The 24,797-nt window shown below is 42.0% G+C and carries 29 protein-coding genes; all 29 read right to left on the bottom strand.

Annotation, left to right across the window (positions count from 1 at the left end):
* Window positions 1-30: 30 nt before the first annotated feature.
* A complete protein-coding gene (gene rseP / locus PGH26_RS05090; protein ID WP_323692930.1) occupies window positions 31-1,293 on the bottom strand; it encodes an RIP metalloprotease RseP in 1,263 nt (420 codons plus the stop codon).
* 44 nt (window positions 1,294-1,337) lie between these two features.
* A complete protein-coding gene (locus PGH26_RS05085; RefSeq protein ID WP_323692929.1) occupies window positions 1,338-2,486 on the bottom strand; it encodes a 1-deoxy-D-xylulose-5-phosphate reductoisomerase in 1,149 nt (382 codons plus the stop codon).
* Window positions 2,487-2,504: 18 nt separating this feature from the next.
* Window positions 2,505-3,299 (bottom strand): phosphatidate cytidylyltransferase, encoded by a 795-nt coding sequence (locus PGH26_RS05080; RefSeq protein WP_323692928.1) that lies wholly within the window; start codon window positions 3,297-3,299, stop codon window positions 2,505-2,507.
* Window positions 3,296-4,090: an undecaprenyl pyrophosphate synthase gene (uppS, locus tag PGH26_RS05075; RefSeq protein WP_323692927.1), complete on the bottom strand. Its 795-nt coding sequence runs from the start codon at window positions 4,088-4,090 to the stop codon at window positions 3,296-3,298. The genes PGH26_RS05080 and uppS overlap by 4 nt, the downstream gene beginning before the upstream one ends.
* A 127-nt stretch (window positions 4,091-4,217) precedes the next feature.
* The gene (gene frr / locus PGH26_RS05070) at window positions 4,218-4,775 is read right to left on the bottom strand and encodes a ribosome recycling factor (protein WP_323692926.1); all 558 of its coding nucleotides are present in this window, start codon (window positions 4,773-4,775) and stop codon (window positions 4,218-4,220) included.
* A gap of 2 nt (window positions 4,776-4,777) precedes the next feature.
* Entirely contained in the window at window positions 4,778-5,500 is a 723-nt protein-coding gene (pyrH, locus tag PGH26_RS05065) for a UMP kinase (protein ID WP_323692925.1), read from the bottom strand.
* A gap of 80 nt (window positions 5,501-5,580) precedes the next feature.
* The gene (gene tsf / locus PGH26_RS05060) at window positions 5,581-6,465 is read right to left on the bottom strand and encodes a translation elongation factor Ts (RefSeq protein WP_323692924.1); all 885 of its coding nucleotides are present in this window, start codon (window positions 6,463-6,465) and stop codon (window positions 5,581-5,583) included.
* 92 nt (window positions 6,466-6,557) lie between these two features.
* A complete protein-coding gene (gene rpsB, locus PGH26_RS05055; RefSeq protein ID WP_323692923.1) occupies window positions 6,558-7,292 on the bottom strand; it encodes a 30S ribosomal protein S2 in 735 nt (244 codons plus the stop codon).
* Between the two features lie 141 nt (window positions 7,293-7,433).
* Window positions 7,434-7,949: a DUF6115 domain-containing protein gene (locus PGH26_RS05050; RefSeq protein WP_323692922.1), complete on the bottom strand. Its 516-nt coding sequence runs from the start codon at window positions 7,947-7,949 to the stop codon at window positions 7,434-7,436.
* 4 nt (window positions 7,950-7,953) lie between these two features.
* Window positions 7,954-8,265 carry a hypothetical protein gene (locus PGH26_RS05045; protein WP_323692921.1) on the bottom strand — a complete coding sequence of 104 codons (312 nt, stop codon included), beginning with the start codon at window positions 8,263-8,265 and terminating at the stop codon, window positions 7,954-7,956.
* On the bottom strand, window positions 8,262-9,041 hold the full coding sequence (locus PGH26_RS05040; protein WP_323692920.1) for a FliA/WhiG family RNA polymerase sigma factor: 780 nt from the start codon (window positions 9,039-9,041) through the stop codon (window positions 8,262-8,264). The genes PGH26_RS05045 and PGH26_RS05040 overlap by 4 nt, the downstream gene beginning before the upstream one ends.
* Before the next feature lie 151 nt (window positions 9,042-9,192).
* Window positions 9,193-9,687, bottom strand: a complete 495-nt coding sequence (locus PGH26_RS05035) for a chemotaxis protein CheD (protein WP_323692919.1) — start codon at window positions 9,685-9,687, stop codon at window positions 9,193-9,195.
* A gap of 1 nt (window position 9,688) precedes the next feature.
* Window positions 9,689-10,321: a chemotaxis protein CheC gene (locus tag PGH26_RS05030; RefSeq protein ID WP_323692918.1), complete on the bottom strand. Its 633-nt coding sequence runs from the start codon at window positions 10,319-10,321 to the stop codon at window positions 9,689-9,691.
* A complete protein-coding gene (locus tag PGH26_RS05025; RefSeq protein ID WP_323692917.1) occupies window positions 10,311-10,784 on the bottom strand; it encodes a chemotaxis protein CheW in 474 nt (157 codons plus the stop codon). The genes PGH26_RS05030 and PGH26_RS05025 overlap by 11 nt, the downstream gene beginning before the upstream one ends.
* A 17-nt stretch (window positions 10,785-10,801) precedes the next feature.
* Window positions 10,802-12,847: a chemotaxis protein CheA gene (locus PGH26_RS05020; protein WP_323692916.1), complete on the bottom strand. Its 2,046-nt coding sequence runs from the start codon at window positions 12,845-12,847 to the stop codon at window positions 10,802-10,804.
* Window positions 12,848-12,859: 12 nt separating this feature from the next.
* Complete coding sequence (locus PGH26_RS05015; protein ID WP_323692915.1) at window positions 12,860-13,990, bottom strand: protein-glutamate methylesterase/protein-glutamine glutaminase; 1,131 nt, start codon at window positions 13,988-13,990, stop codon at window positions 12,860-12,862.
* Window positions 13,987-14,853: a MinD/ParA family protein gene (locus PGH26_RS05010; protein WP_323692914.1), complete on the bottom strand. Its 867-nt coding sequence runs from the start codon at window positions 14,851-14,853 to the stop codon at window positions 13,987-13,989. The genes PGH26_RS05015 and PGH26_RS05010 overlap by 4 nt, the downstream gene beginning before the upstream one ends.
* Entirely contained in the window at window positions 14,846-15,964 is a 1,119-nt protein-coding gene (gene flhF / locus PGH26_RS05005; protein WP_323692913.1) for a flagellar biosynthesis GTPase FlhF, read from the bottom strand. The genes PGH26_RS05010 and flhF overlap by 8 nt, the downstream gene beginning before the upstream one ends.
* Window positions 15,961-17,994 (bottom strand): flagellar biosynthesis protein FlhA, encoded by a 2,034-nt coding sequence (gene flhA / locus PGH26_RS05000; protein WP_323692912.1) that lies wholly within the window; start codon window positions 17,992-17,994, stop codon window positions 15,961-15,963. Before flhA ends, flhF begins: the two co-directional genes overlap by 4 nt.
* Before the next feature lie 25 nt (window positions 17,995-18,019).
* Complete coding sequence (gene flhB, locus PGH26_RS04995; protein WP_323692911.1) at window positions 18,020-19,099, bottom strand: flagellar biosynthesis protein FlhB; 1,080 nt, start codon at window positions 19,097-19,099, stop codon at window positions 18,020-18,022.
* 4 nt (window positions 19,100-19,103) lie between these two features.
* On the bottom strand, window positions 19,104-19,880 hold the full coding sequence (gene fliR / locus PGH26_RS04990) for a flagellar biosynthetic protein FliR (protein WP_323692910.1): 777 nt from the start codon (window positions 19,878-19,880) through the stop codon (window positions 19,104-19,106).
* Window positions 19,881-19,885: 5 nt separating this feature from the next.
* Window positions 19,886-20,155 (bottom strand): flagellar biosynthesis protein FliQ, encoded by a 270-nt coding sequence (fliQ, locus tag PGH26_RS04985; RefSeq protein ID WP_323692909.1) that lies wholly within the window; start codon window positions 20,153-20,155, stop codon window positions 19,886-19,888.
* Window positions 20,156-20,167: 12 nt separating this feature from the next.
* Entirely contained in the window at window positions 20,168-20,833 is a 666-nt protein-coding gene (gene fliP, locus PGH26_RS04980; protein ID WP_323692908.1) for a flagellar type III secretion system pore protein FliP, read from the bottom strand.
* The gene (locus PGH26_RS04975; protein WP_323692907.1) at window positions 20,826-21,527 is read right to left on the bottom strand and encodes a flagellar biosynthetic protein FliO; all 702 of its coding nucleotides are present in this window, start codon (window positions 21,525-21,527) and stop codon (window positions 20,826-20,828) included. Before PGH26_RS04975 ends, fliP begins: the two co-directional genes overlap by 8 nt.
* Window positions 21,508-21,870 (bottom strand): response regulator, encoded by a 363-nt coding sequence (locus PGH26_RS04970; RefSeq protein ID WP_323692906.1) that lies wholly within the window; start codon window positions 21,868-21,870, stop codon window positions 21,508-21,510. The genes PGH26_RS04975 and PGH26_RS04970 overlap by 20 nt, the downstream gene beginning before the upstream one ends.
* A gap of 18 nt (window positions 21,871-21,888) precedes the next feature.
* Window positions 21,889-23,082: a flagellar motor switch phosphatase FliY gene (fliY, locus tag PGH26_RS04965; protein WP_323693466.1), complete on the bottom strand. Its 1,194-nt coding sequence runs from the start codon at window positions 23,080-23,082 to the stop codon at window positions 21,889-21,891.
* The gene (fliM, locus tag PGH26_RS04960; protein ID WP_323692905.1) at window positions 23,075-24,076 is read right to left on the bottom strand and encodes a flagellar motor switch protein FliM; all 1,002 of its coding nucleotides are present in this window, start codon (window positions 24,074-24,076) and stop codon (window positions 23,075-23,077) included. Before fliM ends, fliY begins: the two co-directional genes overlap by 8 nt.
* 37 nt (window positions 24,077-24,113) lie before the next feature.
* Window positions 24,114-24,542 carry a flagellar basal body-associated protein FliL gene (gene fliL / locus PGH26_RS04955; protein ID WP_323692904.1) on the bottom strand — a complete coding sequence of 143 codons (429 nt, stop codon included), beginning with the start codon at window positions 24,540-24,542 and terminating at the stop codon, window positions 24,114-24,116.
* Entirely contained in the window at window positions 24,532-24,753 is a 222-nt protein-coding gene (locus PGH26_RS04950; RefSeq protein WP_323692903.1) for a flagellar FlbD family protein, read from the bottom strand. The genes fliL and PGH26_RS04950 overlap by 11 nt, the downstream gene beginning before the upstream one ends.
* Window positions 24,754-24,797 lie beyond the last annotated feature (44 nt).

Here is a 24,797-nt window from a genome sequence, read left to right as displayed (position 1 = left end):
ATTACCCTCTGATCAATACGATTATCATTTCTAGAAAAAGAACTTTTGAATATCGTTCCATGTAACAACCAGCATAAGTAACATAAGCAGCATTATTCCTACAAAGTGAACCATACCTTCTTTTTGACGATCAATCGGTTTACCGCGGACCGCTTCAAATAAGAAGAACAGCAATCTTCCGCCATCCAATGCAGGCAGCGGCAGAAGGTTCATGATTCCTAAGTTAATGCTCAATACAGCTGCCCAATTCATAAGATTGAATATACCGTACTGTGCGACTTCTTCTGTTGCTTTGTATATTCCTACTGGCCCGGACAATGCATCCAAAGTAAAATGACCGGTTGCAAGCAATCCGAGCAACTCAAATATTTTTGCAATCCAGAACCAGGTTTGCTGCGCGCCATACGCTATGGCTTTCAAAGGGTTCTTTTCGACTGGACTTGTATAGAATACACCAATCTGACCTTGTTTAACTCCAGCTTCTTCCGTTTCTTTAGGAGTTACTTGCAGTGCGACCAGTTCGCCGTCACGTTCAACTTCTAAATCAATCGACTTACCAGCGTTATCCTGTATGGTTTCTGTGAATTCATTCCACGTCTTCATTTCTACGCCATTTGAAGATTTTACAAAGTCACCTTTTTGAACACCAGCTGCTTCCGCTGGACTATTATCTTGGACTTCTGTAATTATCGGTTCATTTGTCGGAACACCATTCAATAAACCAAGTGCAATAAAGATGAAGAACGCAAGAATGAAGTTAAAGACCGGCCCTGCGAGAATCGTTAGAAATCTTCCCATTAATGGTTTTGAATCGAATTGACGATCTTTCGGCGCGATGAGTGTCTTCTGCCCCTTCTCGTGGATAACAGCAGTTCTTGACACGGACAGACGAACCAAATTCCCTTCATCGTCGTATCCTTTAATAAATAATTTATCATTTAAATCAGCTTCTTCTGTTTCTAGAAAAAGCACATCCGGATTCGACACATTTGAATTCAAATAAATCTTAGTAACTTCGTCTTGCGCATTTAAAATCAATCCGACACGATAGCCTGGCAGCAATTCGACGGTGTCAAAATCTTCGCCTGCCATCCGTACATATCCGCCAAGCGGAAGCAACCGAACCGTATAAAGTGTTTCACCTTTTTGAATACCGATTATTTTCGGTCCCATTCCAATTGCAAACTCACGAACCATAATGCCCGCTCTCTTTGCAAATAGGAAGTGTCCAAACTCATGGAAAAAGACTAATGAGCCAAAAATAATTATAAACGAGATAACTGTCGTCGCCATTTATACCCACCTTTTCAGCTTACTTGGCTATTGTACTAAATACCTTATTTTATCATGGAATAGACGATTTTACGAGTTTGCATATCCGTCTCAAGGATTGCTTCCAGATTAGGTTCCAGAACTGGTTGATGCTGTTCCATAGCACGTTCAACAAATTCATCGATTTGAACGAATGGGATATGTCCTGCCATAAATTGACTAACCGCCATTTCATTTGCAGCATTCATTGCTGTAGGCATTGTGCCGCCGATTCGTCCTGCTTCGTACGCAAGTGCAAGAGCCTTGAAACGCGTTAAATCCATCTTTTCAAAATGTAATGTGCCGATATCTTCAAGCTTAAGACGCTGAGGATCTTTCATAGGAATACGGTCCGGATAAGAAAGTGCGTACTGAATTGGAACACGCATATCTGGCGAACCTAATTGTGCCATAACACTTGTATCCTCAAACTCAATCATGGAGTGGATAATACTTTCTTTGTGTAAAAGACAATCAATCTGATCATAAGGCATATTGAAAAGGTGGTGGGCCTCAATTACTTCAAGACCTTTGTTAAACATCGTTGCTGAGTCAATCGTCAATTTATTCCCCATCGACCAATTCGGATGAGCAAGTGCTTGTTCCAATGTAACATTAGTCAGCTGATCTCGAGTTAAATCTCTAAAGCTTCCTCCTGAGGCCGTCAAGATCAGGCGGCTGATCGATTTGGTTTGCTCACCATTCAGCGCTTGAAATATAGCGGAATGTTCGCTGTCTACTGGCAAAATAGACACACCGTACCGCTTCGCTTCAGCCATTACAATATCGCCGGCCGCTACAAGAGTTTCTTTGTTTGCAATGGCAATTGTAATTCCTTGACGAATGGCTGCAAGTGTCGGTTTTAAACCTACACTTCCAATTACAGAATTTAAAAGGACGTCTGCACCTGTATTGGCTGCAACTTCCTCCAAGCCCTCTGCTCCATAAAGGAATCGTATCGCCGGAAATTCTATTTGCAGAGTTTCCGCGTCCATTTTTTCCATTACGGAAATAAGAGGCGGATTATGGAAAGCAGCAATCTCTCGTACTTTCTCAATATTACGCCCAGCAGAAAGCGCTACAAGTTCAAACTGATTGGGGTGTGCTGCAATTACTTCAAGTGTTTGTAACCCAATAGAACCTGTAGCACCAAGAAGGCTGATCTTTTTCTTCATCAAAAACATCCCTTTCAATTAACTAACAAAGTGCAATAAATGCAGAAGCGGCAAAACAAATAACAAACTGTCAAACCTGTCTAATATACCTCCGTGCCCAGGCAAGATCTTCCCTGAATCCTTCACGTTATAATTTCTTTTTAACGCAGATTCAACTAGATCCCCTAGTTGACCAATAATAGATGCGATGATTGTTACACCAATTAAAACCAGGAAGGTAGATGCGACAGGTTGTATTAGTTGAAATAGGACCGCAAAAATAACTGCACTCAAAATACCTCCAACAAAACCTTCTACTGTTTTGTTTGGCGAAATATCCGGCCACAGCTTATTCTTGCCTAGTTTGCGACCAATAAAGTAAGCGCCGGAATCTGTTGTCCATACAATGACCAGTGCATAAATGATAAAGACTAAACCGGCATCCCGTGTAGCAGTGAGATAATAGAATCCCATCCCTACATAAAAGGCAGACATCACTAAAAAGGATGCGTGGGCAAACGTAAAACGGTTCTTCACAAGTACAGTATAGATCAATAAGAGCAAGATAATGATAAAAGCGGCTTCTAATTTCGTATAACCGACTGCTCCTAACCATTTGAGTGCCAGCTGGTCAGGCAATAATAGAATGGCTGACAATAACCATGCGAGTACGCCTTCGATAGAAAGTAATTTAATGGATTGCATTTTCAACAGTTCATACAGTCCGATTGTTGCGATTGCATAGACCAAAATGGTGAATGGAATCCCTCCAACAACAACAAATGGAATGAATACTGCAGCTGCTACAATAGCAGTTAGTATCCGTTGTTTCACTTGATTTCATCCCCTTCAAGACTTCCAAACCGTCTGCTTCGTTTTTGATAGTCCTCTATAATACTAAGCATACTCTCTTCATTAAAATCCGGCCAGAGCACTTCCGTAAATGCAAGTTCTGCGTACGCTAACTGCCAGAGCATGAAATTGGATAAACGAACTTCCCCGCTTGTTCTGATGAGAAGATCTGGATCCGGAAGATGCGATGTCATCATTGCGCCGGATACGGTCTCTTCAGTAAGTTCTTCAAGTTGAATCGTGTTTTCTGAAAGTTGGAGGGCTAAGGTTTTAACAGCTTCGACGACTTCGAAACGACTTCCATAGTTCATTGCAAAGTTTAGAATCATTCCATCATTATGTGCTGTAGCTTCCATCGCTTTTTGGATGGCTTCTTTTGTATGAGAAGGTAATAAATCGGAACTTCCAATCATTTCAACTTTAACGTTGTTTTCAACTAACTCCGGTAAATATGTACTTAAGAATTCACCTGGGAGTTTCATCAGAAAATCAATTTCAAGTTTAGGCCGTTTCCAATTTTCTGTTGAGAATGCATATAACGTCAATACTTGGATACCTAGTTCATTGGCAAAAAGAGTGGTTTTGCGTACCGTTTTCATGCCTTCATGATGACCTGCAATTCTCGGAAGTTTGCGCTGCTTCGCCCACCTTCCATTCCCATCCATAATAATGGCGACATGTGTAGGCACCGGCTTTTCTTTCACAATGGCGAGCCTCTCTTGTAATGTCGACGGAACAGCCGTCGTCTTCTTTCGCAGTAGTTTATCGAACATCATTTTTCCTCCACTCGACGACGTTTCAAATCATTCATCCTCTTTATCCTAACAAAATAAAGGAAAACTTGCATGTTAAAAAGGACGTCCTAACGTTAGGACGTCCTGCGAAAAAGAAAGTTCATGTTTAGATTTCCATAATTTCGTTTTCTTTGTCCCCTGCAATGCTATCGATTTTAGAGATGTACGTATCGGTTAGCTTTTGGACATCGTCATTATTACGACGTAATTCATCTTCTGTAATCTCGCCATCTTTCTCGAGTTTTTTCAACTCTTCATTGGCATCACGACGAATATTGCGGATTGCTATTTTAGATTCTTCAGCGGCTTTTTTCACTTCTTTAACTAGATCTTTACGGCGTTCTTCAGTTAAAGCAGGAACTGCTAAGCGAATAACATTTCCGTCGTTAGAAGGTGTAATACCAATATCCGACTTCAAAATCGCTTTTTCGATATCGCCCAGCGTTGTTTTATCATACGGCTGAATAACCATAAGACGCGCTTCTGGCACAGAGACTCCCGCCATCTGATTAAGAGGCGTTGGTGCACCGTAATATTCAACTGTAATACGATCTAATAACGAAGCGTTTGCCCGTCCTGCACGAATTGAAGCTAAATCACGTCCAAGTGAACTGATTGCTTTTTCCATTCTTTCGGTTGTCTGACCCATTACTGCTTTTGGCATGTTTAGTTCCTCCCGACGACTGTACCGATAGTTTCTCCACATACAGCCTTTTTTATATTTCCTTCTTCCATAATCGAGAATACTACGAGTGGGATATCATTGTCCATACAGAGTGTTGAAGCAGTTGCATCCATCACTTGAAGCCCTTTGCTAATTACATCCAGGTAGGTCAACTGATCATATTTCACTGCAGTTGTATCCAGCATTGGGTCAGCGGAATAAACGCCATCCACATTGTTTTTCCCCATCAAAATGACATCTGCTTCGATTTCAGCTGCACGAAGTGCTGCTGTTGTATCCGTTGAGAAATATGGATTTCCGGTACCTGCTGCAAAAATGACTACACGTTTTTTTTCGAGGTGTCGTATAGCTTTTCGACGAATGTAAGGTTCTGCTACTTGACGCATGTCGATTGAGGACATGACACGAGACTCTGCACCTAACTTTTCAATCGCGTCTTGAAGTGCTAATGCGTTCATGACCGTTGCCAGCATACCCATATAGTCTGCAGTGGTTCGATCCATTCCCATTTCACTGCCGACCTTGCCGCGCCAAATATTTCCGCCACCGACAACAACAGTTACTTCAACGCCAAGATCCAGCACTTCTTTCACTTGAATCGCAACAGATTTAATAATTTCCGGGGAAAGACCAAATCCTTGTTCTCCAGCGAGAGCTTCACCGCTTAGTTTTAACACGATCCGTTTATAAGTAGGTGTGTTCATATGTATCCCCCATCTTCTTGGTTTTCTTAAAAATAGGGAACACAAAATGTGTCCCCTACCATTAGTATGAGTTAAAACAATTATCCTTTGTTAACTTGGCTCATTACTTCATCAGCAAAGTTATCTTCACGCTTTTCAATTCCTTCGCCTACTTCATAACGAATGAATTCCGTAAGCTTTCCACCAGTAGAAGTTACGAATTCTCCAACCTTTTGGTCAGAGTTCTTAACGAATGGCTGGTCCAGTACACAGATCTCTTCGAAATACTTGCGAAGACGACCTTCAACCATTTTAGCAACGATGTTTTCCGGCTTGCCTTCGTTAAGAGCTTGTTCAGTAAGGATTTTACGCTCATGCTCAACTTCTTCTTCAGAAATTTGGTCATGTGAAACGTATTTAGGATTCATAGCAGCGATGTGCATTGCTACGTCTTTAGCTGCTTCGTCATCTGTAGAACCTTCAAGTACTGTAAGAACAGAAATACGTCCACCCATGTGAAGGTATGCGCCGAAAGCGTCATTATCTGTTTTAGTACGGATTTCAAAACGGCGAAGACTGATCTTTTCACCGATTTTAGCGATAGCGTTTGAAATATAATCCGCTACAACAAGTCCATTGTCCATAGTTGTAGTCAATGCCGCTTCTACAGATTCAGGCTTAGTTTTTAATAGGTGAGCTGAGATTTCTTTAACCAATGTTTGGAACCCTTCGTTTTTAGCAACGAAGTCAGTTTCAGCATTGATTTCAAGGATAATTGCTTCGTTTCCAGAAACTTCAATTGTTGTCGTTCCTTCAGCAGCAATGCGATCTGCCTTTTTAGCCGCGCTAGAAAGACCTTTTTCACGCAAGAAGTCTAGTGCTGCATCCATATCACCATTAACTTCTGTAAGTGCTTTTTTACAATCCATCATACCTGCGCCTGTTTTTTCACGAAGTTCTTTTACCATTTGTGCTGTAACTGCCATGTTGTATTCCTCCTATAAAACTATTGTTTTTGGATTCTTTCTCTAAAAAAGACGATAAGGGGATTGGCCGCTTATCGTCTTTGATTTTCCAGTTACTCTGCAGTAACTGCTTCTGTTTGTTCTGCTTGAGCAGCTTCTTCGTCTTCACCTTGTCTAGATTCAAGCAATGCGTCTGCCATTTTGCTTGTCAAAAGGCGTACCGCACGGATTGCATCGTCGTTTGCAGGGATGACGTAGTCAATCTCATCTGGATCGCAGTTTGTATCAACGATACCAACGAGTGGAATATTCAATTTATGAGCTTCCGCAACAGCGATGCGCTCTTTACGCGGATCTACTACGTAGATTACGTCTGGGATTGATTTCATATCACGAATACCGCCAAGGAACTTGACAAGACGTTCGTGTTCTTTTTTAAGTTGAGAAACTTCTTTCTTAGGAAGTACAGCAAAAGTACCGTCCTCTTCCATTTTCTCAATTTGCTTCATACGGCTGATTCGCTTCTGGATAGTACCGAAGTTAGTCAATGTACCGCCCAACCAGCGTTGGTTGATGTAGTACATGCCTGCACGTTCTGCTTCTTCTTTAATCGCATCTTGTGCTTGCTTCTTTGTACCAACGAAAAGTACTTTTCCGCCGTCAGCACCGACTTGGCGCATGAAGTTATAAGCTTCTTCAAGCTTTTTAACTGTTTTTTGAAGATCGATGATGTAAATTCCGTTACGCTCAACAAAAATGAATTTCTTCATTTTAGGGTTCCAGCGACGTGTTTGGTGTCCGAAGTGCACACCAGCTTCAAGCAATTGCTTCATTGAAATTACTGACATAATTATTTCCTCCTGTTTGGTTGGATTCCTCCGTATACTTCATCCGCAGAGCGACCTTCCGGCACCATCTCAAAACGTCCATACACGTGTGTAGTAATACCGCTTTCTAATATAACACAAGCCTAATTCCTTATGCAACAATTATCTTTTGAATTTCAAGATGAGTTCTACTTCTGTTTTCCCCTTTTCAAGGCGGCTTGCGATTTCATCCATCGATAATCCTTCGTCATACAGCCTGTACACCGTTTCAAACTCAGTTTCTTGTTTTGGCTCAGTGATAAGTTCTTCAGTGTTTGCTGCACTGGATTGCTGCTGTGATCGATATGAATTTAAAACTTTCGCAGCAGGCGGCTTAGGATTAAAGTAAACAGCTGCTGCCGTCTCATCTTTTTGCGAAGCCGGAGTGCTAGTTGTTTCCGCCTTGCTTACAGCATTTCGAGGTTTTTGCTGTATTTTTGTAATCTGTTCGATTAAGCGAGCATTTTCTTCCTTAACTTCAGTAATATAGAGCGCCAGACTATCTTCCATTTCTGTCATGATCCGCTGCTGTTTCTTTTCGGTTTTATCCAATTTTGAAATTCTCATGTACAGCAAAGCGATCAGATAAAACCCGCCAATCTGCAATACAAAAAGAGCTGCAATCCAAAATGCTGTCATTTCATCACCCTGTATAGTCTACGAAGCCGCCTTTATATGGATGGCTTGCGTGTTTAAGTTCTTTTTGCGAAGAACTTTCATCTTTTTGTTCATTATCTCCTGCCGATTCTTCTTCCGAAAAATTTCCAGCGTTCTTCGTTTTTTCGGACTCAGCTGATTCTATTACTGTATTTCGCTGTTTCATCACTTGTTGATCCGTTTGAGCTGCTGCTGTCTGATGGTTCAGCATCGACTGCTGGTTCTTTTGTTCTGTCAGTTTTCCTGCATCAAACGTTTTAGGGATGGCTATTTGAAGTTCTATCGACTTTAAACTCATAATACGCCTCGATCCAGCACTTCAGGCAGCAATAACTTTCTCAGCTTAAAAAGTGCTTTGGAATGAATTTGTGAAATACGCGATGTTGATAAGTTGAGAATCTCTCCAATTTCAGTAAGCGTCATTTCATCGGAATAAAACAGACTTAGCACAAGCTGTTCATTGTCATTCAAGTCTTTAATCTTCTGAACCATCTCACCTAATAGTTCACGTTTTACTGAGTGCTGTTCAGGAGTCACTGTTTTTTCATCTTTTAAAACAAAACTTTTCCCTGAATCTTCTTCATCATCATTCATTCGTTCATCAATTGAAAGGACACTTGAGAAATAATGTTCTTGCACTGTCTGATACACTTCATTCACATTTAAACCCGTATGTTCGGCGATTTCTTCAGGTGAAGCTGTCCGCATCAGTTTCTGTTCCAGATGACTAATATGTTCTTCTAATTTTTTCGACTTTTCCCTTGAAGAACGCGGAAGCCAGTCTTCCTTTCGTAATCCATCAAGGATGCTTCCGCGGATCCGAAACGAAGCGTATGTATCAAATTTCAAATCTCTGCTTGGATCAAATTTAGTAAGCGCGTCAAATAATCCTTGGTATCCAAGACTTTTAACGTCATCTCTGGAAACATTACGCGGTAATCCAGAACCTATGCGCTGGACGTGATAATTTACGAGCGGCATATATTTTCGGACGAGCGCATCTCCTGCGTCAGGATCTCGTTTGTTTAACCACAAATCCCAGTATGTCTCCTCCGACATGTCTTTTTTCGACATAGAATCCCTCGCTTCCGTGCAACAATATATATTTCGACACTATCATACTAGTTATTATATCAAAGTACAGGTAGTAAAGACAGTGAACATCTATTATTTTTTCATACAAAAAAAACAGTAGTTTCACTTACTGAAACCACTGCCACTCAGTTTAAATCCCATTCGTCCCGGCATTCACCGTTCGTACTTGCAATATGGAACTGGCGGGATCGAACTCGATGGTACGTCCGTTAGATCCACCGGTATCTTCTGCCATCAAAGGGATGGAAAGTCTGGCAAGTTCATTTTTCACAGCCTCTACATTACGGGGACCGATACGAACGGTATCACTGGAACCGAATTGAAACATCTGTGATCCGCCTGCAATTTTCGCTTTCAAAGACAGCGGTCGGACGCCCTCTGCTTTCAGTTGTTCCATTAAAGAATAAATTCCCGTATCTGCAAATTTCGCAACATTAATGGAATCTCCTTTGCCTAGTGAACTGTCCGGCAGCATGACATGAACCATCCCCGCAACCTTCCGGCGTTCATCATACAACACAACACCAACACAGGAACCAAGACCTGATGTACGTATTGTGTCCGGCTCCCTAACAATATTCATGTCTGCAATTCCAACTCGTACAACTGTTTTCACCATTTCCATATTACATCACACCTAGTGATTTGAAGATTGTGATATATGAAGGTGGATCCGGTAGTAAAAAGAAGTGCCCATCTACACTCTTATCATTTCCATCTTCTTCAATAATTTTCGTATCGATAACAATGACCTCGTCGCTATAGTGTGACACTTCGATTAGGCCGAAGCTTACGATTGCGCCAACCATATCCACACTTAGCGAAGGGACTGTAGGGAAAATTTTCAGTCCAGTGAAATCAGACAAAGCAGACAAGTAAGAGCCTGACAAAATATTGCCTAATTCTTGCATAGCAGAGACTCCAATTTCACCAATTGACTCTGGAGTTAAAAAGTCAAAATGCGGATCTCCAATTAAACGCCGTATGAAACGGTTGGCAGAATCGATTGGAAGTACAAAGAACATGCTTCCGGACAGGTCACCCTCAATCCTTAAGAAAATCCCTACGACAACATTTTCACTGCCTCCCGCAAGTTCGAACATGTCATCAAATGAAACAAGTGCTACTTTCGGGACATGCATATCGATTTTACGCTGAAGTAATTCAGAAAGAGAGGTTGCCGCATGAGCTGCACCAATGTTGCCAATTTCTTTAAGGACATCTAAATGCATATCTGAAATGTTAAGTTCAGTTTTCATCTGCATTCACGTTTCTAATTGGACGCAGCACATTGTCCAAATTGAGCATTACGAGCAGCCGCTTCTCAATTTTCGCAACTCCTGCTACAAATTCAGATTCTACTGAACCGACGACTTCTGGCTGTGATTCAAGCGCGTTGGCGGGAATATCAATTACATCGTTTGCATCGTCTACAATAAGACCAACATCGAAGTTTTCAAGATTGACAATAATAATGCGTGTGTTGTCATTATACTCCATTTCAGGCAAGTCAAAACGATTTCTCAAATCAACGATAGGTGTCACCATTCCACGGAGATTAATAACCCCTTTAACATACGAAGGTACGCCCGGAATTCGCGTAATGGTCATGAGTAATAACTTTTCAATGGACTGAACGACGTCCACTTCGATAGCATATTCTTTATCAAGCAATTGAAAAACAATCGTTTTCATTACTTTATTTTCTACTTCTGTTGTCATTGGATTTCCCCTCCCACTTATTTAATGAGCGCGTTGCAGTCTACAATAAGTGCAACTTGACCGTTTCCTAGGATTGTAGCACCTGATAGTGCGAAAACGCTCTGTAAGTAGTTACCGAGTGATTTCAGTACAATTTCTTGTTGACCGATAAATGAGTCAACGACTAATGCAGCCAAGTTCTCACCTTTACGAACAATTACGACTGACTTCAACTCTTCAGGTTCTTCAGGAAGTCCTGTATCGAAAATCTCACGAAGATCCACAAGCGGAACAATTTTACCTCGGAAATCGATGACGCGCTGGTTGTGCGCATTCAAAATATCAGCATTTTGAATGATCGCTGTTTCAATAATGGATGACAGCGGAACAGCAAAGATTTCTTTTTGCATTTGTACAAGCATAACTGAAATGATCGAAAGTGTTAGTGGCAGCTGTACTTGGAATAACGAACCTTGACCTTCTTTAGACTCAATTGAAATGTGACCGCCAAGTGATTCAATCGTACTTTTCACAACGTCCAGACCTACACCGCGACCAGAAACGTCCGTCAGTTTTTCAGCAGTTGAAAAGCCTGATGACAAAATAAGTTCTGCGACTTGCTTATCTGTCAAGGTCTCTGCAATCTCTTCGGTAACAATATCGCGCTCAATTGCCTTCTTAAGAACACGGGCACGATTCACTCCCGCACCATCATCTTCTAATTCGATGAACACATGATTCCCGGAATGATAGGCACGCAGCGTTACTGTTCCTTCTTCAGGTTTACCTGCCGCAATACGTTCTGCAGGGCTTTCCACTCCATGATCTAAAGCATTTCGAATTAGATGAACCAGCGGATCACCAATTTCATCAATTACAGTACGGTCTAATTCTGTTTCTGCACCGATGATCTCTAAATTTATTTTTTTATCAAGGTCGCGTGCTAACTGACGGACCATTTTAGGGAAACGATTGAAAACAGTCTCTACAGGAACCATTCGCATATTGAGAATGATATTTTGCAGGTCTCCTGAAATCCTCGTCATGCGCTCAGTCGTTTCATTCAGTTCTGCATTTTGCAACTCTGCTGCGATGGATTGGAGACGCCCTCTGTCAATGACCAATTCTTCGAATAGATTCATCAGGACATCCAGCCGGTCAATATTGACGCGGATCGTCTTATTCGCAGAATGGGCATTAGTTGAACGTTTCGCTGCTCCATTTTCTGTTTTAGCCGGCTCTTTTTTTGCCGGCTGTTTTGCAGTCTCACTAACAGGAGGAGTAATAGCTGCTTCAGTTGTAGCCGCAGTTTCAATAGCAGCTGACTGAAATTGCACCGGACGGATTTCAGCTTTTTCAAGTTCGGATACTTTCTGAACTTTCGCTTGCAGCTCGTCTGCATCTTCTTTTGTGACAATCACAACAGTAAATTGATTGTCGAATTCTTCATTTTCCAATCGCTCAACAGTCGGGTATGTCTTAATGATTTCCCCTGCTTTTTCAAGAATCTCAAACACCATAAACACACGCGCCGCTTTAAGCAAACAGTCATCACGAAGAATGACTTTTAGTTCGAATGCATGAAAACCTTGTTCAATAGACTGTGAAACTACAGTTTGTTCAAAGTCATCGTAAACGAGACCTTCTGAATCATCTGCAGTTTGTACCTCTTCCATTTTTTCATGAACAGCTTCAAGCGGGGACTTCCCAGCTTCAATCTGGTTTAGCATCGTCACTAATTTCTCAACATCTTTTTTCCCGCTTCCGCCTTGTTCGATATCGATAACCATCTCTTCCAGCGCATCAGAAGACTCAAACACGACATCTAAAATTTCAGAAGTAACCCGGATTTTAGCATTCCGGATTGCATCAAGTACGTTTTCCATCTTATGTGTCAAATTGGCAATATCTTCATAGCCCATAGTTGCAGACATCCCTTTAAGGGTATGCGCGGCTCTGAATATCTCGTTGACAATCGCAAGATCATCAGGATTTTTTTCAAGTTCTAGCAGTTGTTCATTACACGCCTGGAGATGTTCTTTACTCTCTTCCAGGAACATTTCCAAATACTGATTTGTATCCATCAAAAAGCCTCCTTAGTACTTTACATGTTCTGTAAGTAACTTACCGATATCTTGTACATTTGCTGATATGTCCGCCAGTCCCGCTTCTTGAATGGCTCTGGGCATGCCGTATACGACGGCCGTTTCTTCTGACTCAGCGATCGTAAACACCTTGCATTTTTCTTTCAGTATTTTCATCCCCTGCAGACCATCGTGACCCATTCCTGTCATAATGGCGGTTGCAAATTGCAGTTCAGGTAACTCTGAAACTGACTCAAGTAATACATCTACGGCGGGGCGGTGGCCCATTCGCGGAGCATCTTGATCATCCAGGCGTATGGCATAACTTACACCTACACGAGCTACTTTCAAATGCTTTCCGCCCGGAGCAATATACGCTGTATTTTTCTCAATAAGCTCTCCATTTTCAGCTTCTTTCACTGAAATTTCACACAAACTGTTTAATCGATCCGCAAGTGATTTCGTAAAGCCAGCAGGCATGTGCTGAACGATAAGTATCGGTACACCGATGTCTTTCGGAAGTGAGACAAGCACTTGTTGAAGGGCTCTTGGACCCCCTGTCGATGTACCTATAACCATGAATTGCTTTACCGCAGAGCGTGGGAGTGCTCCTTCAGTAGGAGGGACAATTGAACGTTTAGATGAACTCGTCAATTTTGTTCCAGTTGTTGTCACAGAAGGTATAGATGGTGCTGCAGCCGCTCTGCGGGGGAAAATTTTCAACATATCGATTTTTGATGCATCCAGTACTTTTTCAATAATGACCTTCTCACTATCACGTAAGTTCAGTGAAATTGCACCGCCAGGCTTTGTAATGAAGTCAACTGCTCCATATTCCATAGCACGTATGGTATTTTCAGCGCCTTCTTTCGTTGTGCTCGACAGCATAACGACCGGCAGCGGGTTGTCTTTCATAATAAGTTGAAGTGCCCCTAAACCATCTAAGACTGGCATTTCAATATCAAGTGTCATCACATCCGGCTTTAATAGACGAGCTTTGTCGACTGCTTCCTGTCCATTTCTTGCCGTATCGACTACCTCTAGAGAGGGATGAGATGAGATAATTTCAGATATCAATTTACGCATAAATGCAGAGTCATCTGCAATCAGTACCCTCTTGGAAACATTCACGTCCAAAGTCATCCCCGTCCCCTCGCAAATATTTTTTTGAGTTGTCCAAGAAACGTACTGCCTTCTTTACTATCTATATCGGTTCCTGATGAAATATAGTTAGCGGCAATCGCATTCATTCTTCGAGAAATTGGAGCATTCGGATAAAGCTTTGTGAAAGGCTGCTGTGCAACAACCGATTTATGGACGGCTGAATCTTCTGGAAGCGTCCCTAGCAGTGCAGTTTCTTTGTTTAAAAACTTTCTCATTGCAAACTGCAAACGGGTGACGGCCTCATTTCCGTCTTCTTTAGGCTGTACTCGATTATTCACAATGAAGAACTTCTTTTCAGGATCTCTTAAACAAATGAATTTCATCATCGAATAGGCATCTGTAATCGATGTCGGCTCGGATGTCGCAATGACGATGATTTCATCTACTGCAACAATTAGTTCAATGGCACTTTCGGAAGCGCCGGCTCCCATATCGAACAAAATATAATCAAACTGCTGTTGAAGTGCTTCAAAAGCTTGAATAAGCCGTTCAAAACGTCCATCTGTCCATTCCAGAACCGTTTCTAAACCAGATCCGCCAGAAATGAAACTTAACCCGTCTGGACTTACTGTTATGACTTCTTCCAAAGTGCGGTCACCCGTTAAATATTCTTTCAATCCATAGGGTGCTGATGCGCCTAGTAAGATATGGACATTGCCCATACCGATATCCATGTCTACGATGATGACACTTTTTCCTTGAGCAAGCAGACTGCTGGCAAAGTTCGTTGTGAAATTTGTTTTTCCAACGCCGCCTTTACCGCTTATCACAGCGATGGAACGGGCTGCCGTTCCTTCCTCTTTCATCATCTTCAATCGTAACGCCTCTGCCTGATCACGCATGTGCCCCCTCCTCAAGTAAGAGAGTCAATATCTTTTCAACCGTGGCCTCTTCCAAGTCTTCAGGCACTTCTTGTCCATCTGTCACGTACGCGATTCCCATATTGTAATCTTTCAGCAAATTAATGACAGGCCCGATAGTTTCTGTTTCATCCAATTTAGTAAAAATAAATTGGGAAATCGGAAATTCAAGAAATTGGTCAACGATGGACCGCATATCAGACTCTTTCGTAGTAGTAGAAAGGACTAAATAAGATTCCATTTCCAGTTCAAAATCGATGAGCTGCTTCAAGTCATCTACAAATTTCTTCTCTTTATAATTCCTGCCGGCTGTGTCGATGAACACAACATCTTTTGCAGCCAAGCTTTCCAGAGACTTATTAAAGTCGGCTTCATTATAGACAACTTCAACAGGTGCTTGAAGCAGATTCGCATAGGTGCGTAATTGTTCGATTGCAGCGATTCTATACGTATCTGTCGTTATGAATCCTACTTTACGCTTATTTTCAATAAGAGAACGCGCAGCAATTTTGGCGATTGTCGTCGTTTTGCCGACACCGGTCGGGCCAAGGACATTCACATACTTCTTTTTAAAATGAACGCCTCCGAACGGTAAATCTGCCAGTTCTTCCTTCAAAATTTCACGGGCGATTTTCTTCTGTTCATCAACTGTATAGTCCACTTTTTCAGCTTTCATGCGCGCAAAAATCTCACTTGCAATCTTTTGGATGGTTTCATTGTTCAGCTCTTGAGCACTCAATCTTGTCAACAGTGCCTGCATTTCTTCAGGGTATTGGTTAAATTCCAGTGGAGCATGATTGGTCTTAAGAAGCTGTTTCATTTCTTTCATTTCTTTTTTCAATTCATGGATCACTGCATCTTGCGAAAGATCCGGCTTTTGTTGTGTACTAAAAGACGGTTCTGGTTTTTCTATGATTAAGATTGGTTCATCATATCCTGCAACGACTTCCACGCTCTTCTTTTTAAATAGTCCTAGAAACCCTTTTGACTGAACAATGGTGGAACTTAGTATTACTGAATCCTCACCAAAGTCTTGACGGACTTTTTCCATCGCTTGGACCATAGTATCTGCTGTATACTTTTTCATCTTCATGCGACATCCACCACCCCTACACTCTGTACTTCCACAGATGCTTCCAACTCATTATAAGACAAGATTGGGATTTGCGGGAAATAGCGTTCCGTAATTTGTCTCAAGTACATTCTGACAGCAGGCGAACAGAGAATAACTGGCGATTGGTCAAGCAGTGCAACGCGTTCCACTTCGCTCGCAATCGATTCTAAAATAGCTTGCGAGTTTTGAGGATCAATGGTTAAATAATTCCCCTGTTCTGTCTGCTGAACACTATCTGCAATCATTTTTTCAACCTTTCCAGAAACCGTCATGACTTTTAACGCTTGTCCTTGAGGTGTATATTGTTCTGTAATTTGACGGGCTAATGACTGTCTGGAATACTCTGTCAGCAGATCCACGTCAGACGTGTACTTTGAAGAATCTGCAAGAGTTTCAAAGATAATTGGCAAGTTTCGAATAGACACATGCTCACTTAACAGTTTAGCCAGTACTTTTTGAATTTCACCGACAGAAAGCGGTGTTGGTGTCAGTTCATCCACAAGAATCGGATAAGACTCATGCACATGATCGATCAGCTGTTTTGTTTCTTGACGGCCAATCAAATCTGCAGCATTCGCTCGAATAATTTCAGTCAAATGAGTAGAGACAACACTCGGAGGATCGACTACGGTATACCCCATAATTTCTGCATCCTCTTTGACTTCCTCGGTAATCCATTTTGCAGGAAGGCCGAAAGAAGGTTCTACCGTGTCTATACCCGGTATTGAATCCTCGCCGCCGGGACTCATTGCTAAATAATGATCCAGCAGCAGCTCTCCTCTAGCCATTTCACTGCCTTTAATTTTTATGCGGTATTCATTCGGCTGGAGCTGGATATTGTCACGAATCCGAACAACAGGAATAACCAGCCCCAGTTCTAATGCAAGCTGTCTTCGAATCATAACTACCCGATCGAGTAAGTCCCCGCCTTGGGAGGCATCAACCAGAGGAATGAGTCCGTAGCCGAATTCGAACTCCACGGGATCGACATTCAATAGATTGACCACGTTTTCCGGACTCTTCAAGCCTTCTGTCTGTTCGCTTTCCTCAAGTTCGAGTAACTCATCGGGATCCTCGTCTTTAGGGCGTGACATCATGAATGCACTTACAGCAAGTGCGATTGCGACTGGAATTGTCAGAATGTCATTGATGGGCGTTGCTAGCCCCAGCAAGAGAATTGTTGCCGCTGCTACGTATAATAGCTTCGGCTGACCGAGCAACTGACTCGTAATGTCAGTTCCTAAGTTTCCTTCTGATGCAGCCCGTGTAACCACGATTCCAGTTGCAGTGGAAATAAGCAATGCTGGAATTTGAGATACAATTCCGTCACCTACCGTCAGTTTTGAAAACTGAGAAGCGGCTTCTGCAAACGGAAGACCGAGCTGGACAACCCCGATGATCATACCAACGAGCAAGTTGATCATAACGATGATAATTCCAGCAATCGCATCTCCTTTAACGAACTTTGTGGCACCATCCATCGCACCATAAAAGTCCGCTTCATTACTTACTTTTTCTCGGCGTTCTCGTGCTTGTGTGTCAGAAATCATTCCTGCATTCAAATCTGCGTCAATACTCATTTGCTTACCTGGCATTGCATCCAATGTAAATCGAGCGGCTACTTCAGAAACACGCTCAGACCCTTTTGTAATAACGATAAATTGAATAATGATCAAAATCACGAATACAACAAGTCCGACTATGACATTGCCGCCGGTTACGAACGAACCGAACGTGTCAACGACCCCGCCTGCACTTCCATCACTCAAAATCGCACGGGTAGTTGATACGTTAAGACCGAGACGAAAGAGTGTCAGTAAAAGGAGAAGTGAAGGAAAGATTGAAAACTGCAAAGCTTCTTGCATATTCATAGCTGTCAGAAGCACTAACAGAGCGAGTGTGATATTAATGATAATCAGGAAACTGAGTAACCAGTGAGGCAAAGGAATGACAAGCATCGCAACAATCATAATTACGGATGCGAGTACACCGATATCTTTAAACTGCATGTCATCCCCACTTTCTGTCGTTCATTTAAATTTTGCGCTGAATCCGATAGACATACGCCAGTACTTCAGCAACTGCTTTAAAAAATTGATCAGGAATCCGGTCCCCAATCTCGGTATCTGAATAAAGAGCACGGGCAAGCGGCCGATTTTCGACCGTCACAATATCGTTCTCCTTTGCTATCAGTTTAATCTTCTGGGCAATGAAATCTACTCCTTTTGCAACAACAACAGGGGCATCCATTTCTCCGTCAGTATACTTTATCGCGATTGCATAGTGCGTCGGGTTTGTAATGACTACATCAGCCTGCGGAACTTCTTGCATCATTCTTCGCATAGCCATTTCACGCTGACGCTGCTTGATCTTGGATTTGATCAGCGGGTCACCCTCTGAATTTTTATATTCATCTTTGATATCCTGTTTGGACATCTTCAAGTTTTTTTCGTAGTCAAATTTCTGGTAGAGAAAGTCGAGTATGGAAATGAACAAAAGTACAAAAGAGGCCGTTATTCCCATTAATGCAACCAATTCACCAACAGTCTTCATGACCGCTGACGGTGTTTTAAAAGCTAAATTCAATACTTTATCAATATTTAAATACAGGATAATTGATGTGACCCCGCCGATAAACGAAATCTTTAACAGCGATTTTAGTAATTCAACAATTGCTTTTATCGAAAAAATACGTTTTAAGCCTTTCATCGGGTCTATCTTTTTTAAATCGAATTTTAATGGTTCTCCGGTAAATAACAATCCGAACTGTATCAGATTTCCCGCAATTGCTGCGACCATCGCAATCAGCATGACAGGAAGCATGATGAATGCCATTTCCTTGATCACTTCCATGTAAATCATCATCGTCTGATCGATGTCTAACTTCCCCATCATTATGTATGTATGAAATGTTTCCTTGAAAAACTTATAAAAATGATCTTTCATATATCCTGCTGCAAAAAACAAAAAAAGGAATACTGAAAGCAGTACAATGGCGCTGGTCACGTCTTGACTCTTTAAGACTTGACCTTTTTTTCGAGAGTCTTCTCGTTTTTTCGGTGTGGCTTTTTCAGTTTTCTCCCCCGCAAAAAATTGAAGATCCAAGCGCAGCATGTACTTATCCCCCTCCTAACAACACCATTAAGTCCCTCATACTAACCGCCATCACTTCAAATATCTTTTGCATCATCGCGACAATGACGCCCCCCATGATGAAGAGTACAAGGAATCCCACCCCGATTTTTATCGGGAAACCAATTACGAAAATGTTCAGCTGCGGCACTGTTCGAGCTGTAATACCAAGAGCTAAGTCTACAAGAAACAATGTGGCGACAATAGGTATGGCCATTTGAAAGGAAATTCCGAATACAGCAGCCATCGTTTTTAAAACATGTTCAGCGACTCGCTCACTTCCGAATGATGGCCATAACTGATCTATAGGAAGGAACTGATAACTATAAAACACTCCGTCCAGTAAAACGTGATGCCCATTTACTGCGAGAAGCAGCAGCAGAGCCAATGAGTTGAAAAACTGTCCCATCAAAGGAGATTGTGTACCCGTTTGAGGGTCAATAACGTTAGCGATGGCAAATCCCATTTGAAAGTCAATGAGACCCCCTGCCACTTGAATTGCCGCCATTACGATGAAGGCAATAATCCCAATGGTTAATCCAATCAATGCCTCTTTTAGCACAAGCATGATATAAGCTCCATTGATTTCAAGATCAGGTACGTTCAACGTAAATACGAGCACCCAAGCAAGTAACGCTGCAAATACAATTCTCATTACAGGAGGAATTGCCCGATAAGAAAATAACGGCAGTGTTACAAAAAATGCGGAAATCCTGGTCAAAACTAATAAATAGGCTGCAACAAACGGCATGAATGCTTCCATTAGAGCTACCCTATATACCGTGATAAGTTATCAAAAATATCAGCTGCATACGCTGTTACTTTGGATAACATCCACGGCCCAAAAAAGACGATGGCGACAAGCACCGCAACAATTTTAGGCACAAATGCAAGGGTTTGTTCTTGAATTTGAGTTGTTGCTTGAAAAATACTTACCGCTAACCCGGTCACTAATGCAACGATTAGAAGAGGTCCTGCTGTCACTAAAATCACCCATACCGATCGCTCGGCAACTGCAATGATCATTTCACTTGTCAAACTGAACCCCTCCTAAAAGCTTTGCAGCAGTGATTTAACGATTAAGTACCAGCCGTCCACCAGTACAAATAATAAAATTTTAAATGGCAGTGAAATCATGACCGGCGGAAGCATCATCATACCCATCGACATGAGAATACTGGCCACAATCATGTCAATGACCAGAAATGGAATAAAAATCATGAACCCCATTTGGAAGGCTGTCTTTATTTCACTTAACGCATATGCAGGAACCATCATCGTCAATGGAATATCTTCCATCGTTTCAGGTCGTTCCGCATTATTATATCTTAAAAATAATTCCAAATCTTTTTGACGTGTATGTTTCCCCATAAATTCTTTAAAAGGGACACTTGCTTTTTCATAAGCATCATCCAATGAGATTTCTTCTGCAAACAACGGTTTCAATGCTTCATCGTTCACTTGCTGGAACGTAGGCGCCATAATGAAAAATGTTAGGAATAACGCAAGTCCCACCAGAACTTGGTTCGGCGGCATCTGCTGAGTCGCCAATGCAGAACGAACAAACGATAAAACAATAATGATCCTGGCGAACGATGTCATCAGGATCAGAATCGCTGGAGCTAGGGATAGAACGGTCAATAGAAGAAGCATCTTTACGGATGTCGATACTGCACCCGGATCACTATCCGAAAAAAATTGCATAAAGTCATTCATTCCGATTGCGCTCCTTCTCCGTCAGCTTATTGAGCTGGCGTTTCCTCTCGTTCTCGATTTCAGTCAGCTTATCTTTAAATAGATTCCCGAAATCGTCTGGTTCTTCTTGTTTCTGATAAGGATTGGTCTTTCGATTTTTCAATCCGTTCACAAGTTTCATTACAAGACTTTGCTGCAGGACTTCATCTTCTTCTGAGTAATAAGCCGAAAGCTGGGCAATTTCCTCTGGATTCGAAAGTTCTTTTAACAGACGGACATCATCGCCAACACCAATCAGGAAGTATTGCTCACCAATTTTCACTAATTGAACCGACTTCTGCTGTCCAAGTGACAAGCCTCCCATATTTTGCATGAGTTTACCATGTTGAGTCACACGGTTGCGGGTGTTGATGAATTTGACCATTCCATAGATCAGAGCAATGACAAAACCCAGTGCTAAAAGAGTTTTAATATAATCCCATGCAGTCAAACCAACGGGTGAAGCATCTTGATTCAAGTCCGACTTTTCAGGTGTCTTGCTTTCATCAGAAGGCGCTTCGTCTTTTTTATTATTTTTCTCTAGAAAGTCTGTGACCGATGAATCCGTTTCTGCCTGGGCATTCAAAGGAATTGCACTTGCAAATACGCCAACAGCAAAGATTAATAGCATACTTACGAGTGCATATTTTCGAATCTTAGCTAAGTGCTTTTTCAATTGCTTCAACAACCCGGTCTGCCTGGAATGGCTTCACAATGAAGTCTTTTGCACCTGCTTGAATTGCATCAATTACCATTGCTTGCTGTCCCATTGCTGAACACATGATGATTGTCGCATTCGGATCTTTTTCTTTAATCGCCTTTAATGCTGCGATGCCGTCCATTTCTGGCATTGTAATATCCATTGTTACGAGATCTGGTTTTAATTCGAAATACTTTTCAACTGCTTGCGCGCCATCCGCAGCTTCTCCAACTACTTCAAAGTTGTTTTTTGATAAAATATCCTTTACCATCATTCGCATAAATGCAGCATCGTCCACTATTAGAATACGTTTTGACATTTCCATGACCTCCAAGGTTTATCGTAAATTATTTAGTCGTTCTGTTTGACTTAAAATATCCGTAATCCGAACACCGAAATTCTCATCGATAACGACAACTTCGCCTTTTGCAATGTGTCTGTTATTTACGAGAATGTCTACGGGCTCACCTGCTAATTTGTCGAGTTCAATAATTGAGCCGCTCGACATTTCTAAAATTTCCTTAACAGATCGCTTCGTGCGGCCAAGCTCCACTGTAACTTTCAACGGAATATCTAAAAGCAAGTTTAAGTTAGACGTTTCGGATTGACTTAAGGATGGTGATTCAAAGCTTGCAAACTGCGCTTGCTGTACATTCGCATACTGGTTTTGCTGCTGTCTTGGCGGTAATGACTGCGGCTCATTATAAGGAGCATATGGCTGCTCTTCTTGAGAATATTGCTGTGCAGGCGGTTGCTGTTGATGAACCTCTTGACGCTGTTCTTGTTGCGGTGCAGCTTGAGGTGCTGGTTCTGCAACAGTTGGTGCCGCTTCTGCAGCTGTATCTCCAACTAATGAAGATACAAGCTCTTTCCCCAGTCTTAGCGGGAATAGCTGCATAATATTTGAATCGATGAGTGTTCCGACTTTCAAGTTGAATGAAACACGGATCAGTAAATCTTCTTGTGGAATACTGTCTGTGCCTTTATCTTCTTGAACGTCTAATAACTCGATTGTCGGCGGTGAAATATCGACTTTTTTGTTGAATACAGTGGACATTGAAGTCGCAGCCGAACCCATCATTTGGTTCATCGCTTCTTGTACGGCACTTAAGTGAATTTCCCCTAAGTCTGCATTTGGTGAAAGCCCGTCTCCGCCAAGCATGAGATCCGCAATAATTGCTGCATCACTTTGCTTGATTACGAGCAAATTTGTTCCGCTTAAGCCGACTGTGTATTCAACGCCGACTGCTACGTAAGGATGAACAAATTCTGTTTCAAGGTCGTTCCGATCAATCACTGAGATTGTCGGTGTCGTAATTTCGACTTTTTGACCTAATAATCCAGACAACGCTGTTGCTGAACTTCCGAATGAAATGTTGCCGATTTCTCCTAGGGCGTCCTGCTCCATTTCATCCAGATAGTCATCTGTTGAAATACCTGGTTGCGCCGGCTCCGCTTCAGCTCCAGTATCGATGGACTCCCCGCGTAACAGTGCTTCTATTTCTTCCTGTGAAAGGATATTGTCACTCATCATCTTCGTCATCCCCTCCAATCAGGGTATCTAGTATTTGAACAGCCATATGATTTCTTAAATGACCTGGTTGAGCAGTGAATTTGGGAATGCCGCTCACTTCTATAGTCAGCGGGGCATCATAAGCCGTATCCAGTTGAAGTACATCTCCTAGTTGAAGATACAGTAAATCTTCGACTGTCAATGAGCCTTCTCCCAGGTTAGCGACAACTGGCAAATCTGCTTTTTTAATTCTTTTTTCTAAGACAACACTTTGCTCAGGCGTCGGCTCTTTTTTATTCGTTTGCATCCAGTACCTGACAGAAAGGTTTGGCACAATCGGCTCTAACACAACGTGAGGAATACAAATGTTAATCATCCCGCTGGATTCGCCAATAACAATGTTGAATGAAATCACGACAACCGTCTCATTTGGCGAAATCATCTGCAGAAATTGGGGATTCACTTCCATCTCCGCAAGAAACGGGTCGATGTCCGCGATATTTGCCCATGCTTCCCGCAAGTTGTCAAAGGACCGTTCAAACAATCCTGTTAGAATTTTGGTTTCAATCTCGGTCATGTTGTCAATTTTGCCTGAACTCTCACCATATCCGCCCATCAGCCGCTCCAGCATGGAATACGCGACATTCGGATTGACTTCCATGATGATGTTGCCTTCTAGCGGCGGGACTTCAAAAATATTGAGGAGCGTCATGTTCGGGATGGACCGAATGAATTCCTCGAACGGAATTTGGTCAACGGATGCCACATTAATTTGAATATAAGTACGTAATTTTGCTGAAAAATAAGTAGTAAGCAGTCGAGCGAAGTTTTCATGAATTCTCGTCAAACTGCGGATTTGATCTTTTGAAAACCGCAATGCGCGTTTAAAGTCATAGACTTTCACTTTCTTCGTTTCGTCTTCTTTTTTGATTTCGTCCGCAGTCATTTCCCCTGTTGAAATGGCGGACAGCAGTGCATCTATCTCATTTTGAGATAAAATATCTCCCGACATTAGGCCACCTCCTTTTCACTCTGAATTGGTTGAACCATTATTGAATAATATAAGAAACGATATAGACTTTCTCAATCTTTCCGTCTTTCATAAGAGGGTTCAATTGAGCTTTTATGGCATCTTCAAACGCTTGCTTCCCTGTTTTCCCTTCGAAATCTTTCGCTGTCTTCTCGGACAGTTCCTGGATGACGATGTTATTCACTTGGAAATCACGTTTCGTAAGTTCCTCAGCTGCTTTTTTAGTGCTGGTTTGGATCTTAAGTGAAATCCGGATAAATTGACGTCCGCTTAAATTGGTTGTGATTTCAGGAACGTCTACAGAGGATTCAAGAATTTCATCAATGGACGGTTCTTTATCTTTCGCTTCGCCTTTGTTCAGCTGCAGCATGAGTATCAGTCCCACAACACCAACGAGCGTGATACAAACCAAAATAATTAAAGAGACGGTTAATACTTTATTCTTCATCTTCTTCACCTCGCAAATGTGGGTTCGACAGCAGTTGAACAGATTGATAGAAGTTCAGGATACGTTCGTTCACCGTTTCGATTGGATCAAGAACGACATATTTCGTCCCCGTCGTCAACGTGATGGTCGTATCAGGAAACGATTCTACTTTTTCTATGTAGAGTGCATTCAACTGGAATGCTGCTCCGTTTAAGCGTGTCAATTGAATCATATGTAAAGGGCCAGGCACAAGAGCCGGCCCGACCCTCCTTTAAC

The sequence above is a fragment of the Sporosarcina jeotgali genome, assembly GCF_033304595.1.
GTDB classification, from domain to species: Bacteria; Bacillota; Bacilli; order Bacillales_A; family Planococcaceae; genus Sporosarcina; species Sporosarcina jeotgali.
This window is presented reverse-complemented; position numbering and strand designations above follow the sequence as displayed.

What these genes read in the sequence shown, in the direction of transcription:
- PGH26_RS05010 (WP_323692914.1), bottom strand. Translation starts at nt 14,853, where the DNA reads ATGCGTGATCAGGCAGAGGCGTTACGATTGAAGATGATGAAAGAGGAA.
- PGH26_RS05050 (WP_323692922.1), bottom strand. Translation starts at nt 7,949, where the DNA reads ATGACAGCATTTTGGATTGCAGCTCTTTTTGTATTGCAGATTGGCGGG.
- PGH26_RS04970 (WP_323692906.1), bottom strand. Translation starts at nt 21,870, where the DNA reads ATGTCAAAACGTATTCTAATAGTGGACGATGCTGCATTTATGCGAATG.
- fliY (WP_323693466.1), bottom strand. Translation starts at nt 23,082, where the DNA reads ATGAGTGACAATATCCTTTCACAGGAAGAAATAGAAGCACTGTTACGC.
- frr (WP_323692926.1), bottom strand. Translation starts at nt 4,775, where the DNA reads ATGCCAAAAGCAGTAATGGGTCAGACAACCGAAAGAATGGAAAAAGCA.
- rpsB (WP_323692923.1), bottom strand. Translation starts at nt 7,292, where the DNA reads ATGTCAGTAATTTCAATGAAGCAATTGCTTGAAGCTGGTGTGCACTTC.
- rseP (WP_323692930.1), bottom strand. Translation starts at nt 1,293, where the DNA reads ATGGCGACGACAGTTATCTCGTTTATAATTATTTTTGGCTCATTAGTC.
- PGH26_RS04950 (WP_323692903.1), bottom strand. Translation starts at nt 24,753, where the DNA reads ATGATTCAATTGACACGCTTAAACGGAGCAGCATTCCAGTTGAATGCA.
- tsf (WP_323692924.1), bottom strand. Translation starts at nt 6,465, where the DNA reads ATGGCAGTTACAGCACAAATGGTAAAAGAACTTCGTGAAAAAACAGGC.
- PGH26_RS05025 (WP_323692917.1), bottom strand. Translation starts at nt 10,784, where the DNA reads ATGACAACAGAAGTAGAAAATAAAGTAATGAAAACGATTGTTTTTCAA.
- flhF (WP_323692913.1), bottom strand. Translation starts at nt 15,964, where the DNA reads ATGAAGATGAAAAAGTATACAGCAGATACTATGGTCCAAGCGATGGAA.
- PGH26_RS05040 (WP_323692920.1), bottom strand. Translation starts at nt 9,041, where the DNA reads ATGTCGAAAAAAGACATGTCGGAGGAGACATACTGGGATTTGTGGTTA.
- flhB (WP_323692911.1), bottom strand. Translation starts at nt 19,099, where the DNA reads ATGCTGCGCTTGGATCTTCAATTTTTTGCGGGGGAGAAAACTGAAAAA.
- pyrH (WP_323692925.1), bottom strand. Translation starts at nt 5,500, where the DNA reads ATGAACACACCTACTTATAAACGGATCGTGTTAAAACTAAGCGGTGAA.
- fliM (WP_323692905.1), bottom strand. Translation starts at nt 24,076, where the DNA reads ATGTCGGGAGATATTTTATCTCAAAATGAGATAGATGCACTGCTGTCC.
- flhA (WP_323692912.1), bottom strand. Translation starts at nt 17,994, where the DNA reads ATGCAGTTTAAAGATATCGGTGTACTCGCATCCGTAATTATGATTGTT.
- PGH26_RS05020 (WP_323692916.1), bottom strand. Translation starts at nt 12,847, where the DNA reads ATGGATACAAATCAGTATTTGGAAATGTTCCTGGAAGAGAGTAAAGAA.
- fliP (WP_323692908.1), bottom strand. Translation starts at nt 20,833, where the DNA reads ATGAATGACTTTATGCAATTTTTTTCGGATAGTGATCCGGGTGCAGTA.
- fliL (WP_323692904.1), bottom strand. Translation starts at nt 24,542, where the DNA reads ATGAAGAATAAAGTATTAACCGTCTCTTTAATTATTTTGGTTTGTATC.
- uppS (WP_323692927.1), bottom strand. Translation starts at nt 4,090, where the DNA reads ATGTTCGATAAACTACTGCGAAAGAAGACGACGGCTGTTCCGTCGACA.
- PGH26_RS05035 (WP_323692919.1), bottom strand. Translation starts at nt 9,687, where the DNA reads ATGGAAATGGTGAAAACAGTTGTACGAGTTGGAATTGCAGACATGAAT.
- fliR (WP_323692910.1), bottom strand. Translation starts at nt 19,880, where the DNA reads ATGGAAGCATTCATGCCGTTTGTTGCAGCCTATTTATTAGTTTTGACC.
- PGH26_RS05045 (WP_323692921.1), bottom strand. Translation starts at nt 8,265, where the DNA reads ATGAGTTTAAAGTCGATAGAACTTCAAATAGCCATCCCTAAAACGTTT.
- PGH26_RS05085 (WP_323692929.1), bottom strand. Translation starts at nt 2,486, where the DNA reads ATGAAGAAAAAGATCAGCCTTCTTGGTGCTACAGGTTCTATTGGGTTA.
- PGH26_RS05015 (WP_323692915.1), bottom strand. Translation starts at nt 13,990, where the DNA reads ATGACTTTGGACGTGAATGTTTCCAAGAGGGTACTGATTGCAGATGAC.
- PGH26_RS05030 (WP_323692918.1), bottom strand. Translation starts at nt 10,321, where the DNA reads ATGAAAACTGAACTTAACATTTCAGATATGCATTTAGATGTCCTTAAA.